This window comes from Streptomyces cavernicola (assembly GCF_029968035.1).
Classification (GTDB): Bacteria; Actinomycetota; Actinomycetes; order Streptomycetales; family Streptomycetaceae; genus Streptomyces; species Streptomyces cavernicola.
In genome coordinates, this window is sequence record NZ_JASCIQ010000044.1 from 55,578 (window position 1) to 71,137 (window position 15,560).

At 69.5% G+C, this 15,560-nt stretch carries 17 protein-coding genes; 12 read left to right on the forward strand and 5 right to left on the reverse strand.

Going from position 1 to position 15,560, the window contains the following annotated elements:
- Positions 1-179 precede the first annotated feature (179 nt).
- Positions 180-722: a hypothetical protein gene (locus tag QIS96_RS31660; RefSeq protein WP_282546273.1), complete on the forward strand. Its 543-nt coding sequence runs from the start codon at positions 180-182 to the stop codon at positions 720-722.
- Positions 719-1,666, forward strand: a complete 948-nt coding sequence (locus QIS96_RS31665) for a hypothetical protein (protein WP_282546274.1) — start codon at positions 719-721, stop codon at positions 1,664-1,666. The genes QIS96_RS31660 and QIS96_RS31665 overlap by 4 nt, the downstream gene beginning before the upstream one ends.
- 90 nt (positions 1,667-1,756) lie before the next feature.
- Here the strand turns inward: QIS96_RS31665 and QIS96_RS31670 are convergent, their stop codons facing one another.
- Entirely contained in the window at positions 1,757-4,423 is a 2,667-nt protein-coding gene (locus QIS96_RS31670; protein ID WP_282546275.1) for an ATP/GTP-binding protein, read from the reverse strand.
- Positions 4,424-4,582: 159 nt separating this feature from the next.
- On the opposite strand from QIS96_RS31670, the gene QIS96_RS31675 reads away from it, so the two are divergent.
- On the forward strand, positions 4,583-4,834 hold the full coding sequence (locus QIS96_RS31675) for a hypothetical protein (protein WP_282546276.1): 252 nt from the start codon (positions 4,583-4,585) through the stop codon (positions 4,832-4,834).
- On the opposite strand, the gene QIS96_RS31680 is transcribed toward QIS96_RS31675, so the two are convergent.
- Positions 4,798-6,648 (reverse strand): zeta toxin family protein, encoded by a 1,851-nt coding sequence (locus QIS96_RS31680; protein ID WP_282546277.1) that lies wholly within the window; start codon positions 6,646-6,648, stop codon positions 4,798-4,800. The two genes, QIS96_RS31675 and QIS96_RS31680, sit on opposite strands and share 37 nt — an antisense overlap.
- A gap of 11 nt (positions 6,649-6,659) precedes the next feature.
- Positions 6,660-6,911, reverse strand: a complete 252-nt coding sequence (locus tag QIS96_RS31685) for a hypothetical protein (RefSeq protein ID WP_282546278.1) — start codon at positions 6,909-6,911, stop codon at positions 6,660-6,662.
- Positions 6,912-6,990: 79 nt separating this feature from the next.
- On the opposite strand from QIS96_RS31685, the gene QIS96_RS31690 reads away from it, so the two are divergent.
- Positions 6,991-7,809, forward strand: coding sequence for an ATP-binding protein (locus QIS96_RS31690; protein WP_282546279.1), 819 nt, complete (start codon positions 6,991-6,993; stop codon positions 7,807-7,809).
- Between the two features lie 426 nt (positions 7,810-8,235).
- On the opposite strand, the gene QIS96_RS31695 is transcribed toward QIS96_RS31690, so the two are convergent.
- Entirely contained in the window at positions 8,236-8,694 is a 459-nt protein-coding gene (locus QIS96_RS31695; protein WP_282546280.1) for a hypothetical protein, read from the reverse strand.
- Positions 8,695-8,867: 173 nt separating this feature from the next.
- Between QIS96_RS31695 and QIS96_RS31700 the strand changes: the two genes are divergently transcribed.
- The 5 genes from QIS96_RS31700 to QIS96_RS31720 all read left to right on the forward strand — a co-directional run bounded on the left by QIS96_RS31700 (position 8,868) and on the right by QIS96_RS31720 (position 11,998).
- A complete protein-coding gene (locus QIS96_RS31700) occupies positions 8,868-9,620 on the forward strand; it encodes a DUF6879 family protein (RefSeq protein WP_282546281.1) in 753 nt (250 codons plus the stop codon).
- A gap of 10 nt (positions 9,621-9,630) precedes the next feature.
- On the forward strand, positions 9,631-10,479 hold the full coding sequence (locus QIS96_RS31705; RefSeq protein ID WP_282546282.1) for a helix-turn-helix domain-containing protein: 849 nt from the start codon (positions 9,631-9,633) through the stop codon (positions 10,477-10,479).
- Between the two features lie 212 nt (positions 10,480-10,691).
- Complete coding sequence (locus QIS96_RS31710; protein ID WP_282546283.1) at positions 10,692-10,994, forward strand: DUF6247 family protein; 303 nt, start codon at positions 10,692-10,694, stop codon at positions 10,992-10,994.
- Positions 10,991-11,248 (forward strand): hypothetical protein, encoded by a 258-nt coding sequence (locus QIS96_RS31715; RefSeq protein ID WP_282546284.1) that lies wholly within the window; start codon positions 10,991-10,993, stop codon positions 11,246-11,248. Before QIS96_RS31710 ends, QIS96_RS31715 begins: the two co-directional genes overlap by 4 nt.
- Positions 11,249-11,371: 123 nt before the next feature.
- A complete protein-coding gene (locus tag QIS96_RS31720) occupies positions 11,372-11,998 on the forward strand; it encodes a hypothetical protein (protein WP_282546285.1) in 627 nt (208 codons plus the stop codon).
- Between the two features lie 53 nt (positions 11,999-12,051).
- Here QIS96_RS31720 and QIS96_RS31725 read toward each other — a convergent pair whose 3' ends face one another.
- Positions 12,052-12,933, reverse strand: a complete 882-nt coding sequence (locus QIS96_RS31725) for an ATP-dependent DNA ligase (RefSeq protein WP_282546286.1) — start codon at positions 12,931-12,933, stop codon at positions 12,052-12,054.
- Positions 12,934-13,465: 532 nt separating this feature from the next.
- Here QIS96_RS31725 and QIS96_RS31730 point away from each other — a divergent pair.
- From QIS96_RS31730 to QIS96_RS31740, 3 genes are read left to right on the forward strand one after another with little or no spacing between them, the layout of a single operon-like run.
- Positions 13,466-13,696 carry a hypothetical protein gene (locus QIS96_RS31730; protein ID WP_282546287.1) on the forward strand — a complete coding sequence of 77 codons (231 nt, stop codon included), beginning with the start codon at positions 13,466-13,468 and terminating at the stop codon, positions 13,694-13,696.
- A 2-nt stretch (positions 13,697-13,698) separates the two neighbouring features.
- Positions 13,699-14,586 carry an RNA polymerase sigma factor gene (locus tag QIS96_RS31735; RefSeq protein WP_282546290.1) on the forward strand — a complete coding sequence of 296 codons (888 nt, stop codon included), beginning with the start codon at positions 13,699-13,701 and terminating at the stop codon, positions 14,584-14,586.
- Positions 14,583-15,302, forward strand: coding sequence for a hypothetical protein (locus QIS96_RS31740; protein WP_282546288.1), 720 nt, complete (start codon positions 14,583-14,585; stop codon positions 15,300-15,302). The genes QIS96_RS31735 and QIS96_RS31740 overlap by 4 nt, the downstream gene beginning before the upstream one ends.
- The last annotated feature ends 258 nt before the right edge of the window (positions 15,303-15,560 follow it).

Below are 15,560 nucleotides of genomic sequence, written 5' to 3' on the forward strand. Positions count from 1 at the left end.
GGTGGAGGCTGTCCACGACCCTGTGCGTGAGGCGCAGCGATACGTCGTGGGCGAGATCCGGTCAGGATCTCTGGTTGTCCGGCGTGGAGTCGATCACGGTCTGTACGGTCGATCAGTTCCGGCGCACGGCGGCTTCCAGCTGGCTGGCGCCTCGAAGTCACACGCGGGCGGGGGAGCCAGTGAGCGCCAAGGGGTCCATCGAGCTGCGGCACGCGGAGCTGCAGCGCCAGATCCGCGACCTTCATACCCAGGTCGCCGTGAGCGGCCCCGACGACGATGAGTACGACGAGAAGTACGCGCGCCTGGTCGAGGTGACTGGTGAACTGCTCGACTTCGAGCAGGAGATGCCCGCGTTGCTCGCCGAACCTGCGCGCGCATCCAGCGAGCGGGTCGTGCTGTGGTCCTGGCGCGGGCAAGCGGTCGTAGCAGCCGTTCTGGTCGCGCTCGTGTTCGTCCTGGACCGCACCTGGTGGTGGACGCTCCTGCTCGTCCCGCACTTTGTGGGCACCGTAGTCGGATCCCTTCAGAAGGTCCGCACCGAGGGGCACCGCGCCCTCCGCCATACGGCGATGGGCCTGCACGTACTCGCCGTACTGGTCGCCCTGCTCTTCTTCGGGCTCCTGTCGATGTGGTTCCTGATCGCGATCATCATCGGCTGGCTACTCGTGGGCAGCTCACTGATCGAGGATCCGAAAAACGCGGTGCCGGGAGGCCAACGGTGAGCGACGACCACAGCTACGAGATCCGCGACCTCGACGAGCGGACTGGTTCCCTGGAGAGTGAACTGAGCTCCCTGCGCTACAAGTTCGGTGACGTCGAGGATCTCGACCATGAGCTGCGGGACATCCGCGACGACGTCAGCAGTGCCGAGGATGACCTCAGCAGCCTCGACGACGACGTGCGCGCCCACATCGCGGACACCGAGCGGGCGCTGAAGCGGTTGACGGCACGCATCCAGGCCATCGAGGCGCACGCCAGCATCGCCGGCGGTATGCCCGTGGCGGACTTCGACACGATCGACGCAGAGTGGCCGCAGCTTGCCCGTGCCGCAGAACGCGGCCGGCAGGCCCGCGCCGGGCTGCTCAACGACGCTGAGCGGTACGACAACTTGAGCCGTATCCAGGCACACGCCTCGGCGGTCGAGTATCGGGATCAGCACCGCGACGCGGCCGTGGAAGCTGCCCGAGTACTGGCGAGCACGCCACGCACGGACGGCGAACACAAGAAGGCCGAGTGGAATTTTCAGAACTCCCAGCGCCTAGCAGACAGCCATGGACAGCGAGCGGAGAAGCTGGCCGGATTCGCCGAGAAGGCACAGGCCGCTCTGGACCAGGACGACGCGCTGCTCGCGTCGAAGGCGGCATTGCTGCAGAAGGCCGAGAAGGCGGAGAAGAAGCTGGACTGGTTGTTGCGCGGTCGTCTGGCGGACGCGGTACGCGACCGGGCGCTGCTGCCGATGTGGTTCGTAACCGCCCTGGGACCTGTTCCGCCTGCGTCTCGGACACAGGAGTGGATGGACGCGGGCACCCGGCTACTGGCGTACCGGGTCACGTGCGAGGTCAAAGACCAGGTGGTGGCGCTTGGATCGATGCCGGACGGGCATCAAGAGCCCCTCCGGGCTGCCTGGTACCAGGAGCTGACGCAGGATCTGCGGTCCTGGCGGTAGCTCGCCGTCTCCCGGCCAGATCACGCAGGGCAGGGACGTGACAAACGGCTGAGAAGAGCAGGGAATCGGGCATCGAAGACCGTCACGAACTCAGCTGCGGTGTGTCCGGCGCGCGTTGACTACAGAACGCCAGCGGGCGCAGGTTGCGGTGGCGCCGTCGAGCCAGCGCGGGGCGGTGTGGCCATCGGGCAGGGGGAGGCTGGCCATGCAGTGAGCGATGTCAACGTAGTACGCGAAGTCGCCGTCCCGGGTGAGCTCGCGGAGCCGGGCGATCGTGGTCGCCAGGGCCTGCTGGTCGTCGAGGACGGCCTGGTGGAAGGCAAGGGCGAGCTCGAGGGTGGGCGTCATCGAGGTGAGGCCGGCGACGTCGAGTTCGGTGCGCAGTGTGCAGACGCGGTCCTCGACCGTGGGGTCGCCGGCGTCGCGTACGAGGGCGGCGATGGCGGCGTTGATGCCGGTGGCGCGCAGCGAGAGCGGGGCGAGGAGTTGCTGGGCGAGGTCGAGTTCGTCGTCGGCCTGCTCGGGGTTGGTGAAGGCGACGGCGAGTGCGCGCAGGGCTTGGCAGTGGGCGGCTTCGCCCGCCTTGGCGTGTTGCTCGGCTTCGGTGCGGCCAGCGAGGTAGGCGTCGGCGGCGCGTTCGGGCTGGCCCTGGAGCCACAGGACGTCGCCGAGCACGCGTTGGTGGCGTCCTTCCCAACCCAGGTGCTGCGCGGCGTCGTACGCGGTGGGGAAGTCGCCGGCGAGGCGGGCGGCCTGGGCGAGGCCGCGGCGGGCGTTCTGGGCGAGGCGGCCGCCGCCTTCGACGACCTGCTGGTAGCCGTGGCGTGAGTCCGTACTGCGGCCGATGTCGCGCAGCGCCTTCGCCCGGTAGTACAGGGCGAGGTCGTGGAGCTCGGCGGGTAGCAGGGCGGCGTCGATGACGGTGGTGAGCCGGTCGACGGTCCGGCCACGGTGCTCGTGCTGGCGCCGCGCGAGCGCGCTGAGCGTCTCGACGAGCGCGTCGGTCGTACTGCCCAGCCCGCCGCCCTGGGCTTCGGCGGTGCGGGTGTGGGGGAGCGGTTCCCATACGGAGTCGCCGATGTACTGCCAGGTCGCGTCCTGGAGCCAGCCGAGGTCGAGGTCGAACTCGGCGGCGAGCGCGAGGCCTTGGCGCAGGCACGCCACGAGCAGCTTGCGGTCGCGAGCGGCTCCCGCGCGCCACTGGGCGCCGAGCGCGGTGTGGGCGCGCTCCGCGGCGTGCTGCCAGTCCCGTGGTGACCAGGCGTCGTCGGTGCGGTCGTCGGCGGTGCGGATGGTGGAGCGGATCACGGCGTGCAGGGAGTACGGCCAGATGCTGAACGGCTGCTCGCGGACGAAGGGCCGCTCGATGAGCCGCAGCGCGGCCGCTTCCTGGGCGAGGCCGGCGGTGCGGGCGGCGAGGGCGACGTCGAACGCGTCGAGCAGGGCGGCGGCGCGTACGACGTGGCGTTCGTCGGGGGTGAGGTCCTGCAGGGTGCGGGCAATCAGGGCGGGGAAGTCGGTGTCGAAATCGCCAGGTTCGGGGGTGCGGCCGCTGCGACGGAGCTCCAGGAACCGCATCACCGACAGGTCGAGGTAGAGCGGCAGTCCGTGCGAGCGGACGGTGATGGTCTGCCGCACCGCGTCGCTGAGCAGGGGCCGGCCGTTGCTGGTGAGCCGGCGGGCAAGGTAGTCGTCGCAGTCCTCCGGCGCGAAGTCGCCGATGAGGACCTGCCGTTCCCCGTCTCCCAGCTGCTCAGGAATGCGGGCCCGGGGCACATCACGGGCGACGAGGCCAGGCCAGGCGGCCGGGCCGGTGTAGTCGAGCTGGCCCTGCAGCCGCTCGTCTGCCCACTGCAGCCGGCTGCGCCCAGTGATCACGAACAGGGCGTTCGGCATCAGCCACACGATCCGCTGCAGCAGCCGCTCCAGGTCCCGGTGCGTACGGTCGCCGGTGTCCTCGAACGTGTCGAGGAGGATGACCGGCACGACCTGCTGCTCGGCGGGCAGTTGGGTGAGCTCCCAGGCCAGCAGGTGCGGGTAGTACGACAGGGCGTCGAGGGTGGGTTCGGCCTCCAGCAGGTCGGCAAGCAGGGCGCACCCGGCCAGGGCTCGCACGGTCTGGCGCCGCTCCCGCAGCGCGGTCACCAGCGATCCGGTGACCTGCCCGATGACCGAGCCGACCGTGCCGGGCATCAGCAGCGCCTGCGCGACGTCGGACAGGGCGTTCTGCATCTGCTGGGGCAGGGCCTGGCCGAACTTGGCGCCGAGCCCGGCCCGGCGCAGGTACTCCTCCAGCGGCTCGGCGGGGTGGTTGCGCTCCCAGTAGCGGCGCAGCGCCAGGTCGAAGGCGGGGAGCGGCTGGTTCAGGTGGGCGGCGAGCGCGAGCCGGATGGTCAGGACGACCTGCTCGAAGTCGAGGCCGGACGAGCGGGACAGGTCGATGCGCACCGGCACGAGCTGCTGCTCGCCCCAGGACGGCTCACCCCACTGGGACGGCCGCTGGGCGGGGTCGGTGAGCGCGGCTTCGAGCTTGCGCGACAGGGTCGTCTTGCCGATGCCGCCGATCCCGTAGAACACCACGACGTTGTCGCGCGCGGCCTCGAAGTCCTCGACCGTGAAGCCGGGTTCGGCGATACGCCGCAGGTGCTCGTCGAGCGCGGTCGTGACGCGTTCCCACTGCGCCTGGCGGTTCGTGAACGCCTCCGTCGACGTGAGCGCCCGGTCGTTCACGCTGAACAACGCCCGCAGATCGGCCACTGCCCCCACCCCCCGAAGTGATCATGTTCGGCACCACCCTAGGCCCGCGCCCCTGCCACGGCCCGCCCCAGCCGCGCAGTTCCAGCCGCTCGCGGCTGCCAAGAGCCGCCCAGGGACAATGGCCCGTCCGAATCACCCCACTTCAAGGACGGTTTCCCCGTGTACGACGAATCCGCAGACCCCACTGCCGCCGAGGCACTCCAGCAGGTGGAGGGCGTGATCGCCCACCTGTCGGAGCAGATGCGCGAAGCCCGCGCGAGCGGCGACTCAGACCGGCTGGAACAGCTGAAGGCCGAGTACGGGCAGGCCCTCGCCGACCGTAGCGACCTCCAGGAGGGCGACGGCGGCGAGGAGTCCGAGCAGATCGCGGCCCGCTACGCGGCGCGCCTGAAGGAGCTCGGCGGCGAGTAGCCCGCCTCCGACCGGCGCATCGGCAGCGCCGCGACGGTCACCGGCCCCGGCAGTGTCCCGGGCTGGAAGCCGGCGGGCATGAGCGGACGGGCCAGCCACAGAATCTGCCGCACTTCGGCCCGGTACTGCGGCAGGGCCGCGAGCAGGTGGCGGTGGACGGACAGGAACCGCGACGCCTCCTGCTCGGTGTAGGGCCGCTGCTGCTCCGCCAGCAGCGCCGGCACCGCGCCCACGGCGCTGACCCAACCGCCGTCGGCGCGGCGCTCGTTGCGGTACACGGCGCTGCCGTCCCGGCATACCACCGCCACCGAGCTCACCAGGCCGCTCGCCTCCGCCGCCTGCACGGCCTCGGGGAGTACGGCGAAACTCCGGTCATGGCCGGAGGCGGTGGTGAACCGGGCCGGCAGCCGCTCGTCCCCGGCGACGGCCGCGTAGCGGGCCGCCGTCCCCTGCCGGCTGTCCGCACCACGCACCGCCAGGACCACCAGCTCCACCCGGTACCCCGCCTCGTGAAACGGGCGCGCGCTCTCCAGGAACTGCTCCACGCTGCCGGGCGCCATCTCGATCAGCACGTCCCCGCGCCGCGCCCGTACGTGCGCCTCGGCCTGGGTCTGCCAAGCCCTGTAGTCCGCCCGGATCCTCGAACCCGCGGTCCGCGGATTCTCCCGCAACGACCGCAGATAGTCCGGGTGGTTCGCCTTGAAGAAGCCACCGGTGATCCACGTCGGACGCCCGCGCAACGTCCTGCGCACCATCTGAGCCGCAAGGGTCTTGCCCGCCCCGGGCTGCGCCTTCACGAACACCACAACCGGCCGCTCCTGCGCCGTGATCCGCCCGAGAAACGACGGCACGATCAGCTCGTCGAAGATCCACCGGTGCTCGTCGTGAGAGAGCCGGTGGTAGTCGACGCCCGGCGCCTCGGCCCGCGGCTGGGCAATGCGCCGGACCGGCTCCGCGAGCGCCGCGACGCGCTCGGCGTCGCGCCTCACGGCCAGGCTCTTGTCCTCGGGCACGAGCCCGGCATGCACCCGCCGGTCGGCGTCAGCCAGATTCTCCCGGAAGGCCACCGTCTCGGCCGGGCCCCAGGGCCGGGACCTCTCGCCCAGCAGCACCCCGGCCGCGCGGGCCCGGTGCTGCCAGCTGCCGTCGGTGAGTTCGTTGGTGTAGAGCACCTGCAGGTCGCGTCGTACGACCGTCACGCGGTCGGCGAGGTGCTCGTCCTCGATGACCTTCAGGCCGCGGGGCACCTGCTTCGAGCAGTTGTCGTGGTTCTCCCAGGACACGTACCTCCCGCCGCCGGCCTCGGCACCGTCCAGGAACCGGCGCAGCACGCCGAGTTGGCTGACCGCCTCGGGCACGGCCAGGGCCACGACCTCGACCCGGTACCCCGCCCGCCGGTACGCCTCGGCCGCCGAGCGGAACGCGTGCAGATCGGGGAGCGCGCTTTCGACGAGTGCGTCATACCGGAACTCCCTCACATGCTCCTCCACCAGGGCTTGCCAACGCCGAGTGTCCGGACGCACCTTGACGCCCGCAGTGCGCACGTCGTTCTCGACGTGGGTCTCGTACCGCTCGTGCACGGCCTTGTAGAGGTCGACGCCAACCAGCACGGCACCGCCACGGAGGTCCAGGACGTGCTGCAGCATGCCGACCAGCCGGGTCTTGCCCGCCCCCGGCTGGCCGAGCACGAACACGACCACGGGTCGCCGTTGGGAGACCGCGTGCCGGGTCCAGGTCGGCAGGATCAGCCGGTCCAGGACGTCACGACTTGCTGTCTCGCTCAGCACGTCCTGCTGCCCCGTGCGGTCGGTCATCCTGTTTGTCCTTACCTCTCGGTTTGTTCTTGACGGTCGCCGCCGGCGGCGGGTGGTGGCGGGCTGGCTGGCCTTTGGGGGAGTTCGGTGCCGTCGCGGCGGACGTACCACTCCCAGAGCTGGCGGGTGATGGTGCTGCGGTCGCTGCCCGCGCGGTGCGTGGCGGCGTCGAAGTCCGTCACCAGCTCGTCGTCGATTCCGCGTAGGACGCGTTGCTTGTGGCGGTGGCGGTGTTGTCTGCGGCGTTCGTCTTCGGTGGTCATTCGCCAATCCTGCCCGGTGGCTTGCCACCATGCAAGCAGCCTGGCACTCTGGTGGCAAGCCACCAGGAGGGGAGAGCACATGAATGTCGAGGCACGCGAGCAGGCGGCAACCCGAGTACGAAGGATGGCCGCTGACCTCAACAACGAGGCACTGTGTATGGCGTGGAGGGCCACCGAAGGGGCGGGCGTCACGAAGGAAGTCGCCCTCGTGCGCGGCTGGATCATGGACGAGTTTCAGGCGCGCCTGGGCGACGACCTCTTCGACGAATGGCTGATGTCGGTCGACGCGGACGGCAACTCCCCCGACCCCTTGGCCTTCTTCGAGCAGGCCGGGCACATCACCCCCGAGTCGGCCCTCGCACGTTCGATCCCCGGCAGCGGTAACGACGGAGGCCACAGGGGCGGTGAGGTGAGCGAGCTACTGCGCGGCCTGCCCCAGGGCGTCGTGGTCGTCGCGGTCGGGGCGGCTGGATCCGGGAAGTCGACGGGGGCCGCTGTCGCCCGCGCGCACGGGTACACCGTGATCTGCCTGGATGAGCTCAGGCAGGAGATCAGCGGGGACGCGGGCGACCAGGCTGCCACACCGCTCGCGGTCGCCCGTCAGAACACCTTGCTCGACGCGGCGATGGGCGCGGGGGAGCCGGTGTTCCTGGACTCCACAAACGTCGAGGTGCGGGTGCGCGCCGACCTCGTCGCGCGGGCCCACCACCATGGGCGCCCCGTCGTCGCCCTCCGGTTCGTGCCCGGCCGGGACGTTTGCCAGGCACGCAACGCCTCCCGCACGGGCAGTGCCCGTGTACCGGAGGACGTGTTGGCCTGGCAGTACGAGGGTGCACAGTATGCGAGTGAGGCGGTCCTCCTGGCGGAGGGCTTCATCGCCGCCTACACCGTCGACTGACAGACCCGACTGAACGTTGAGCGCCCGCAGCCATTGGAGTTGGCTGCGGGCGCTCGCTCGTGACTCTACCCACGGGCCTGGGGTTGTGGGCAGCGTCCCGTGTGGATGGGCATAGAGGCACCGGCGCCTGAGGCGCTGAACTTGGCACAGTCCTCGTACTCCTCGCCGTGGCGGATGGGCTGGTCGCATCGTGCGCAGATCACGCCGTGCCTCCGGTCTTGCCGCATGCGGGGCAGCCGCGCGGGAACCACCACACGAGGCCGCCTGGGGCTCGCAGTCTCCGGGGGCCGAGGTCAATAGCCGAGCCGTTGTCGAGCGGACGGGCACACCACACGCATGCGGTTCCGCGGAGTTGATGGTCGGTGAGTCCCTTGACGCCGGGGAGGACAGCAGCCCCCCGTGATGAGGGCCGTGGGGTCATGGCCTTCATCCGAACGCCTCCCAGGAGACTTGGGCACCGCGGTCAGAGTGAAGGGCTTCGCGGAGTGCCGTGGGGGCGGTGAAGCGTCCTGTGCCGTCGGGGCGTTCCAGCCACACCCGTCCGTTGGCCGCGCCGAGGACTGGTGGGCAGGCGAGTCGCCAGCCGGCCGGTCGGACGGTGAGGTGTGGAACCTCGTCCAGCTCGTCGTCGAGGTCGGGCGGGAGTAACCACCACGCGCGGTCGTGCTCCCCCTCGATGCCCGCGAGCACGGGGCCGAGGCCGTCGGAGGGGATCCGTTGCATGGCGTGGACCGAGACGAGTAGCGGAGCCTCGGCCACTCGCCACCGGGGCCCGCTTGTGACCAGGGCGAGCTCGTCCTGTGCCCACCGCTGCTGCGTCTGGGAGGGGTTCGCGGTGCAGGACAGAAGCCAGTCCTGTCCCTGCTGTCGAAGGGAAAGTGCCATGAACTGGACGTTATGGAGACGGTGTTGACCCATGCCCTGCAATGTTCTCGAATGTTCTCAGAGTGTGGCTGGCTGTTCTCCTGTGTTCTCACACGAGGGGCGGCAGTCTGTGGAACCGAGGGCGAGCGGCCGCTGATGCTGGTGGCAGCAGAACCACAACGAGGGAGGCGGACATGGCTCGACGACTCCGGTTCAACGGCACGGACAGTAAGAACGGTGGATGCCCCGCACTGCACGAGGACCTGGATTCGGGGGAGGTCATCGTCCAGGGCGCGCCGCTCACCGACCCTGAGGACCTGGCGCAGCTGCAGCACTTCGGCAGCGAAGATGCCGCCGTGGTCGTCCCGCGCGAACTCCTCGTGCACCACGGCCCGAAGGAGATGAACCGGGTGCCGGAGCTCATCGACCGGGAGGAGTTCGCCCAGCTCTTCCTCCACTTCGAGCACTCCGCCTGGCACCTCGAGACCCGCCGCGGCTATGCCGACGACCGCAACGACCCGGACTACGACGAGTTCCTGACCACCGGCACGGCACCGCTGGACCTCGACAGCTCCTGGTGCACGAACATCCGTCACCAGACCGCACAAGGGAAGTACGTCGGCCGGGTCCGTATCGTCGACGACCCACCGACCCAGGGCCAGCTCTTCCTTCTCTCCTATGCCCGATGCAACGCCGCCACCGGCGAGGACGCCCGCACCCTGTGGCGTGCGGACGCGGACCGAGTTCACCTGCCGGCCGAGGACTTCTGGATCTTCGACAGCCGCCTCGCCGCCGTCCTCCGCTTCGGCGACAACGACGTTTTTCACGACGTCGAGATCATCACCGAGCCCGCCCGGGTCCTGCACTACTGCCAGGCCCGCGACGCCGCCGTCCACGCCTCCATCCCCTACGACGAGTTCGCCGCCGAGCTCGGCAGCCCCCACTGACAGGACGCCGGTGAGCACGGACTTCCAGCAGGCCCGCGAAGCCCTCGGCGAGCGCATGCGCGAACTGCGCTACTCCACAACCGAAGGCCGACTCACCGGCACCCAGCTCGCCCAGCGCCTCGGCTGGGCGCACTCCAAGGTCTACAAACTCGAAAACGGCCAACAGACCGCCACCATCGAAGACCTACGCGCATGGGCTGATGCAGTCCAACAGCCGCATGCTTTTCAGGAGTTGGCCTCCCGCCTCCGAGGGTTCGAGTCCCACATCCGGTCGTGGCGCCGACAGCTGGCGGCCGGACACCGCCCGGCCCAGGACAGCTGGAACGCCGAGGTCTCCAGGTCCACCTCCATCTACGCATGGGAGGGGTCCGTGATCCCTGGCATGCTCCAGACCGCCGACTACGCCCGCCACGTCTTCCTCAAGTACGCCAAACAGCACGGCACTACTCCCGACACCGAGGAAGCCGTCCACGCTCGACTAGAACGCCAGGCCTGGCTGCGCACACCCGGAAATCGGCTCCACGTCCTCGTGTGGCAGCCAGCCCTCCACGCTTTGGTCTGCCCGCCATCCGTCCTCAAAGGCCAGCTCGACCGGCTCATGGCCGTGATCGGCCTGGACACCGTCGAGCTCGGAGTCGTCCCACTGGCGGCGCCGCTGGACCTCCCGCCGGCCAACGGCTTCTGGGTCTTCGACGCCCGCCTTGTGATCACGGAAGACGAGCACGCTGAACTGTGGCTCGACAACGCCGACTCCGTCGCCACCTACCTGAAGGTCTGGCGCACCATGCGCAAGTCCGCCGTATTCGGCGCTGAAGCCCAAAAGGTGATCAGTGCAGTGAGTCGCAGCATCCCCTCGTGATGTCACCGCAGGTCCCAACAGCCCTGCTCACGCGCCTAGTCTGATCCTGATCCGATCGCGTGCAGCGCTATGACTCCCCCTGCGCCGCGTCGGTCGCCGAGGCCGGCCAGCTACGCCGTGGGCCAGAGAGGCAGACCGCATTCGCCTCATGCCCAGGTGCCCGATGCCCCGCAGGGCCCACACTGAGCATGGAGAAGGAGAGGGGACGTCTCATGACCGCACAGCCCATCCACCCGGCAGTGCCGGAACCGCCGGCGGCTGGCGCCGCCGCCGAGCTCCGCGTGCGCATCGCCGAGCACCGCCTTGCCGAGCGGTGGTTGCCCGCGTATGAAGCCGACTGGGACCGCGCCCTCACGGCCGCTCGCCAGTCCTACGCGCTCACCCCGCTGCACACGGTCGTACGCGAGTGGACGTCCCGCCTCGACACCGAGCCCGCCGTCACTGAGTGGCGCGCATCCGGCGCGGACACCGCCGACGGAATCGCCATCGAGGACGTCCTCGGCCCGCGCCGGTGAGCGAGCAGTGGCCGGCCCACCTCTCCCCGCGCGCCGCCCAGACCCTGAGCGAACTCCCCGAGCACGTAGGGGAGATGACCCGCGACGCGCTCGACCTCGCCTCGCGCTCGCCCTGGGGATGGCCCCAATGGGACCCGACCGACCCGGAGGGCGAGGACGTACGCCGCGCCGAAGTCGGCCCCCTCACCGTCGTCTACACCGTCAACCGACCCGGCGCACACCTGTACGTCCTCGCCGTCTCCTGGGCCGGATAGCCCCTGGGTCTGGCACCTGCACAGTCCGGACTGCGCTGGCGCTGGAGTGCGAGACGGAAGGCCGGATGCGGATGGCTGATCACTGTCTCGCGCTACCCGGACGGTGCCCGCCACAGTTGCGCGATGGACGCAGGACTCGCCGCCGTACTCGGTGCCACCGTCGGAGCCCTCGGCACAGCGACAGCAGGTGCCACTGCGGCGCTCCTCAGCCGCAGCGCGACCCGTCACCAGGTCAGGACGGACGCCCTCCGTGCCCTACGTGAGTCACGACGCACCACATATGTCAGCTACGCGACAACGGTCGATCGCTATCTGGACAAGCTCGCCACCACACTGATGCCCCTGGGAAGGGTTGAGCGCTTCCCGGAGCAGCGAGAGGTGTGGATCGAGAACGCCGGCAAGCGCTGGAAGGAAGCGCTCAAGTACCGGCAGGACGAAGTCGACACCCAGCAGGTTCTCCTGCAACTGGAGGCCACCAGCCCGGTTGCAGAGGCGGCGGAGCAGGTGGCCAAGTGGTGCGCTCTCCTCAGCCATGCGACTGGTCGCGCAATCGCGGACCTCCAAGGGGCCGACCTGGACAATGGTCCTCTCTCGCCGCCGTCGCCCGGATACGTCCGACTCCTGACGGAGGAGGGGGCCGATCCGGAGAAGCCCGAACTCGCCGCCCTGGAGAAGCAAGCGCGCGCGGCGTATCGCAGCTTCCTGGACATGGCAGCCGCCGACCTCGGCGAGGACGGAATCCTCTCGTGACCCACCCTGTCGGATTGGTGGAGCGGGTCCCGCCACGGGCAGGGGAGTGTCCGTCAGCGGGCGCGTACGACCGTCACCACGGCGTGCCGGGTGGTACCTGCCAGGACTTCCAGGACCAGGCCGTCGCCGGTGGTGGTGTATCGCTCGCCGTCGTCGGTCCTGGCGCGCCGGCCGGGACCGGAGGCGGCGATGTGCAGGGCGAGGCGTCTGCTGAGCGGTGCCGTGAGCGCTTGGGACTGTGCGCGGCCGCCATCCGGCAGGCGTACGACTGCCGTGCGGGGGTGGGTGGCGTTGCCGGTGTAGCCGACGACCTCGGCATCAACCGTCTCTGAGTGCCTGATCTTGTGCCATGACCTGCCACTCCGGTAGGCGCCGTCGGCGCGCTTGGCGACGACCCCCTCGATGTTCTGCGCCTGCAGCACCTCGTACCAACGCAGCGCGAGATCGCGGTCGTTGGTGGCCGGCACTGCCTGCAGCGGGGGCCCGACGTCGGCGAGCACTTCCAGGAGTAGCGCGCGCCGCTCGAGGTACGGGCGCGGGCGGACGTCGCCGAGTTCGGGGTGCGCGAGCAGATCCCAGACGGCGTACGTTGCGGGGAGTTGGAGGGACAGGAGCCGCGCGCGGGCGACGGCGGAGGCGGCGCGGGCCTGCACGGCGGCGAAGTCGAGGGCACCCTCGTTCCAGATGACGGCCTCGCCGTCGAGCACGGTCCCCGGCGCCAAGGCGAGGCCGGCGGCTGCGAGGTCGGGCCAGGCGCTGGTCACAATCCTGCCCGTTCGGGACTGCAGCACCACCTCGTCGGGGTCGCGGAACAGGACGATCCGGTGCCCGTCGAACTTGGGCTCGTACCACCAGCCCTCGCCGACGGGCAGCCTGGTGACGGACCGGGCGAGGGCTACTTGGACGGGGCGCTCCACGAGGGCATCGTCAGCCACGACGCTTAGCTTGGCGTGGCTGGTTACGCCAGACAGCGGCCGGTGCCCGGCGGTCACACGCTGGGTGTGAACTGGGTTCCGCGGCCCTGGGACATGGTGGTCAGGGCGCTAAGGTCGGTGCGTCCTGTGGGACGGGGCGTTCCCGCCCGGCCTCCAACTCAAGCCGGGCGGGAACGCTTGGGCACGCGCCCCTTGTTTCGGCACGGGGCGTGGCTTCTTCCGGATGGAAGGCGACACCAAGGTGTCCTGCCTCCATGTGACTCGCTCACCGAGGCGATTGCAAGAAGAATCCGGGAACTTCACCACGCTGCCTCCTCGATGTACTCATCCGCGGGTAGGAGTGGTCATTTCCGGACGTCGACCTGAACCCCTGTGAAACCTAATGTTCCGCGATTTCATGATCACGTGGCATTGAGCGCTTCGGTCGGTCCATCCTGAGTGCTCCCCAACGGCGGTTCGGCACCCGCTAGTTGAGGATTCTCCCATTTTGACGTGGTCCGGATGGCTGCGGCTTTCGACATCAAGGAGCGTGATGAGCAGCAGGAAGATAGTGCCAGCAACGGCGCTGGCACTGGCGGCGATGACCGTGCTCGGCTGGAGCGCGATGACACCCTCGACGGCACACGTCGAGACGATCGCATCGCTGGCCCCTGTTCTGGCGCTGACCGCGCAACACGCGGACAGCACCGACCGTTCGCGGATCACACCCGCCTCCGGCCACCGCGTGGCGACGGTCCCGGACAAGGACGGTGGCACCCCGTGACGATGTCCCATTCCCGGGTGCCGGCCCCCGAACCCTCGCGACCCGGCCGAAAGCTCGGCCCCGTCTCGGCTGACGTCGGCAACCTGCACCACGCCTGGCTGATGCCCGTGCGCAAGCGGTACATCGACACCGGACGCACTCTCAGCGACCTGAGCGACACAGTTCTGCTGGCCAAGTCGAAGCTCTCCGAACTGCTGCGCGGCGTGGGCCTCTACCCACGCTGGGAAGTCCTGCACCGCCTGTCCGTCGAACTGGACCTGCCGCAATGGCCCCTGTACCGGCTCTGGCGGCAGGCCGCACTCGACGCCGGCAAGAGCCACGACTGGATCGAAGGGTCCAGCGAACGTAGTGCCGTGCTCACTGCGCGGCCCGGACCTCCCATCGCATACGGCGCACTCCGCTCGATGGTGGAGAACGACTACCGCCGCTACGCCATGGTGTTCCTCTCCAAGAGCACCTGCCGCGAGGCGACGGAGGACGCGTTCGCCATCCTCTGGCTGTCGTTCGACGACGTCGTTTCCAGCGCTGACCACCGCCGCTACGCGTGGGGCATCCTGCGGTCCACCGTCATGGCCAGATCCATCGACCAGACCGGCCACCCGAGGATGGAGGCTGCCGCATTCAAGACCCGCGCCCTGCACGAGCACACCACTCTCGAGACCCGCGCGGACCAGATATCCGAGAGCATCGCGCTGTTCAGGGCCATCAGCAGACTGCCCGAAGCCCAGCTCGACGTCATGGTGCTGCGCTACCTGTGCGGCCTCTCTGCAGAGCGAGTATCGGATCTGCTCGGCGTACCGCTGGCCGCCGTCAAGTCTGACGAGCGCCACGCAATGCGCAACCTCGAGAGCCTGGCTCACCCGCCCGAGACCGGAGGAACCACCTCATGACACCCATCGAAGAACTCTTGTCCAGGGCGCTCCTCGTCGACGAAGACGACGTCCCACCGGACATCGTCCCTCCCTCGGACCTCGCTGCCAGGTCCCGCTCGTTTGAATTGCCCGCGGCAGCCGGAGAGCGAGCCAACCCTGCCGCGGCCCAAGACCTCCGTGTGCTCTGCAAGGCCCTCGTCACGAACACGCCAGCCTCCGTGGTCAGGGAGTTCATCACCGACGAACTCCCTGAGCCCGGCAGCGCGGTCATCCTGGCCTGCCTCCTGCAGCTGACCGACACCGACGATGGGGCCCGATTCTGGTGGCAGTACGCCGCGGGCGCCGGCGAGGGAACCGCCGCCTACTGCCTCTACCTCCACCATCTCGCTCTCGGTGAGGACGACACCGCCCACTGGTGGCGCTCCCAGTCCAAGGAGATCAAGTCGAGGTCGGTGCATTCCGCTGCTGTCCACGAAGACGAACCCATCTGGCTCCTGCGTGTCCTGCGCCGCCTCACCGCCGGCACCCCGTGGGCGCGCTCTGCGGTGGTAACCGAGCTCATGGCCTACATGCCCAACGCCGTCGCGGTCGCCTACCTACGCGAACCCGACTGGGAGCTCCCCACCCCCGGCCCCGACTTCGCCCACCAGATCCGCACGCTCCTGATTCCCAGCGGGAGCCGTCCTCACGGCGGCGTTACAGCAGTGCCGCACCAGAGACCATGCAGCGCGTAGAGAAGCCCCTTACGCCCGAGGCACCGCCTGCCCTCTCAAGGAAAGGACTCCAGTGAACGGGTCTACGGACCAGACCAAGCCACCTCACGATGATGCTCACTCCAGCCCGCCACCAAGTCATTTCACGGTCGGGTTTGCCACCACGCGAGCAGTACGGCGAACCCAGTGCTGCCCGCTGAGTACGCGGCGCCGCGGGCTGCTTGTGCTGCGAGGCGACGCAGGCGACCGCGCGTCTGCGACGCTGGCGGGGTCGGCGGG

Coding starts and splice junctions, on each gene's coding strand:
- QIS96_RS31680 (WP_282546277.1), bottom strand. CDS start 6,648: ATGACCGACCGCACGGGGCAGCAGGACGTGCTGAGCGAGACAGCAAGT.
- QIS96_RS31685 (WP_282546278.1), bottom strand. CDS start 6,911: ATGACCACCGAAGACGAACGCCGCAGACAACACCGCCACCGCCACAAG.
- QIS96_RS31690 (WP_282546279.1), top strand. CDS start 6,991: ATGAATGTCGAGGCACGCGAGCAGGCGGCAACCCGAGTACGAAGGATG.
- QIS96_RS31695 (WP_282546280.1), bottom strand. CDS start 8,694: ATGGCACTTTCCCTTCGACAGCAGGGACAGGACTGGCTTCTGTCCTGC.
- QIS96_RS31700 (WP_282546281.1), top strand. CDS start 8,868: ATGGCTCGACGACTCCGGTTCAACGGCACGGACAGTAAGAACGGTGGA.
- QIS96_RS31710 (WP_282546283.1), top strand. CDS start 10,692: ATGACCGCACAGCCCATCCACCCGGCAGTGCCGGAACCGCCGGCGGCT.
- QIS96_RS31720 (WP_282546285.1), top strand. CDS start 11,372: ATGGACGCAGGACTCGCCGCCGTACTCGGTGCCACCGTCGGAGCCCTC.
- QIS96_RS31730 (WP_282546287.1), top strand. CDS start 13,466: ATGAGCAGCAGGAAGATAGTGCCAGCAACGGCGCTGGCACTGGCGGCG.
- QIS96_RS31735 (WP_282546290.1), top strand. CDS start 13,699: ATGTCCCATTCCCGGGTGCCGGCCCCCGAACCCTCGCGACCCGGCCGA.
- QIS96_RS31740 (WP_282546288.1), top strand. CDS start 14,583: ATGACACCCATCGAAGAACTCTTGTCCAGGGCGCTCCTCGTCGACGAA.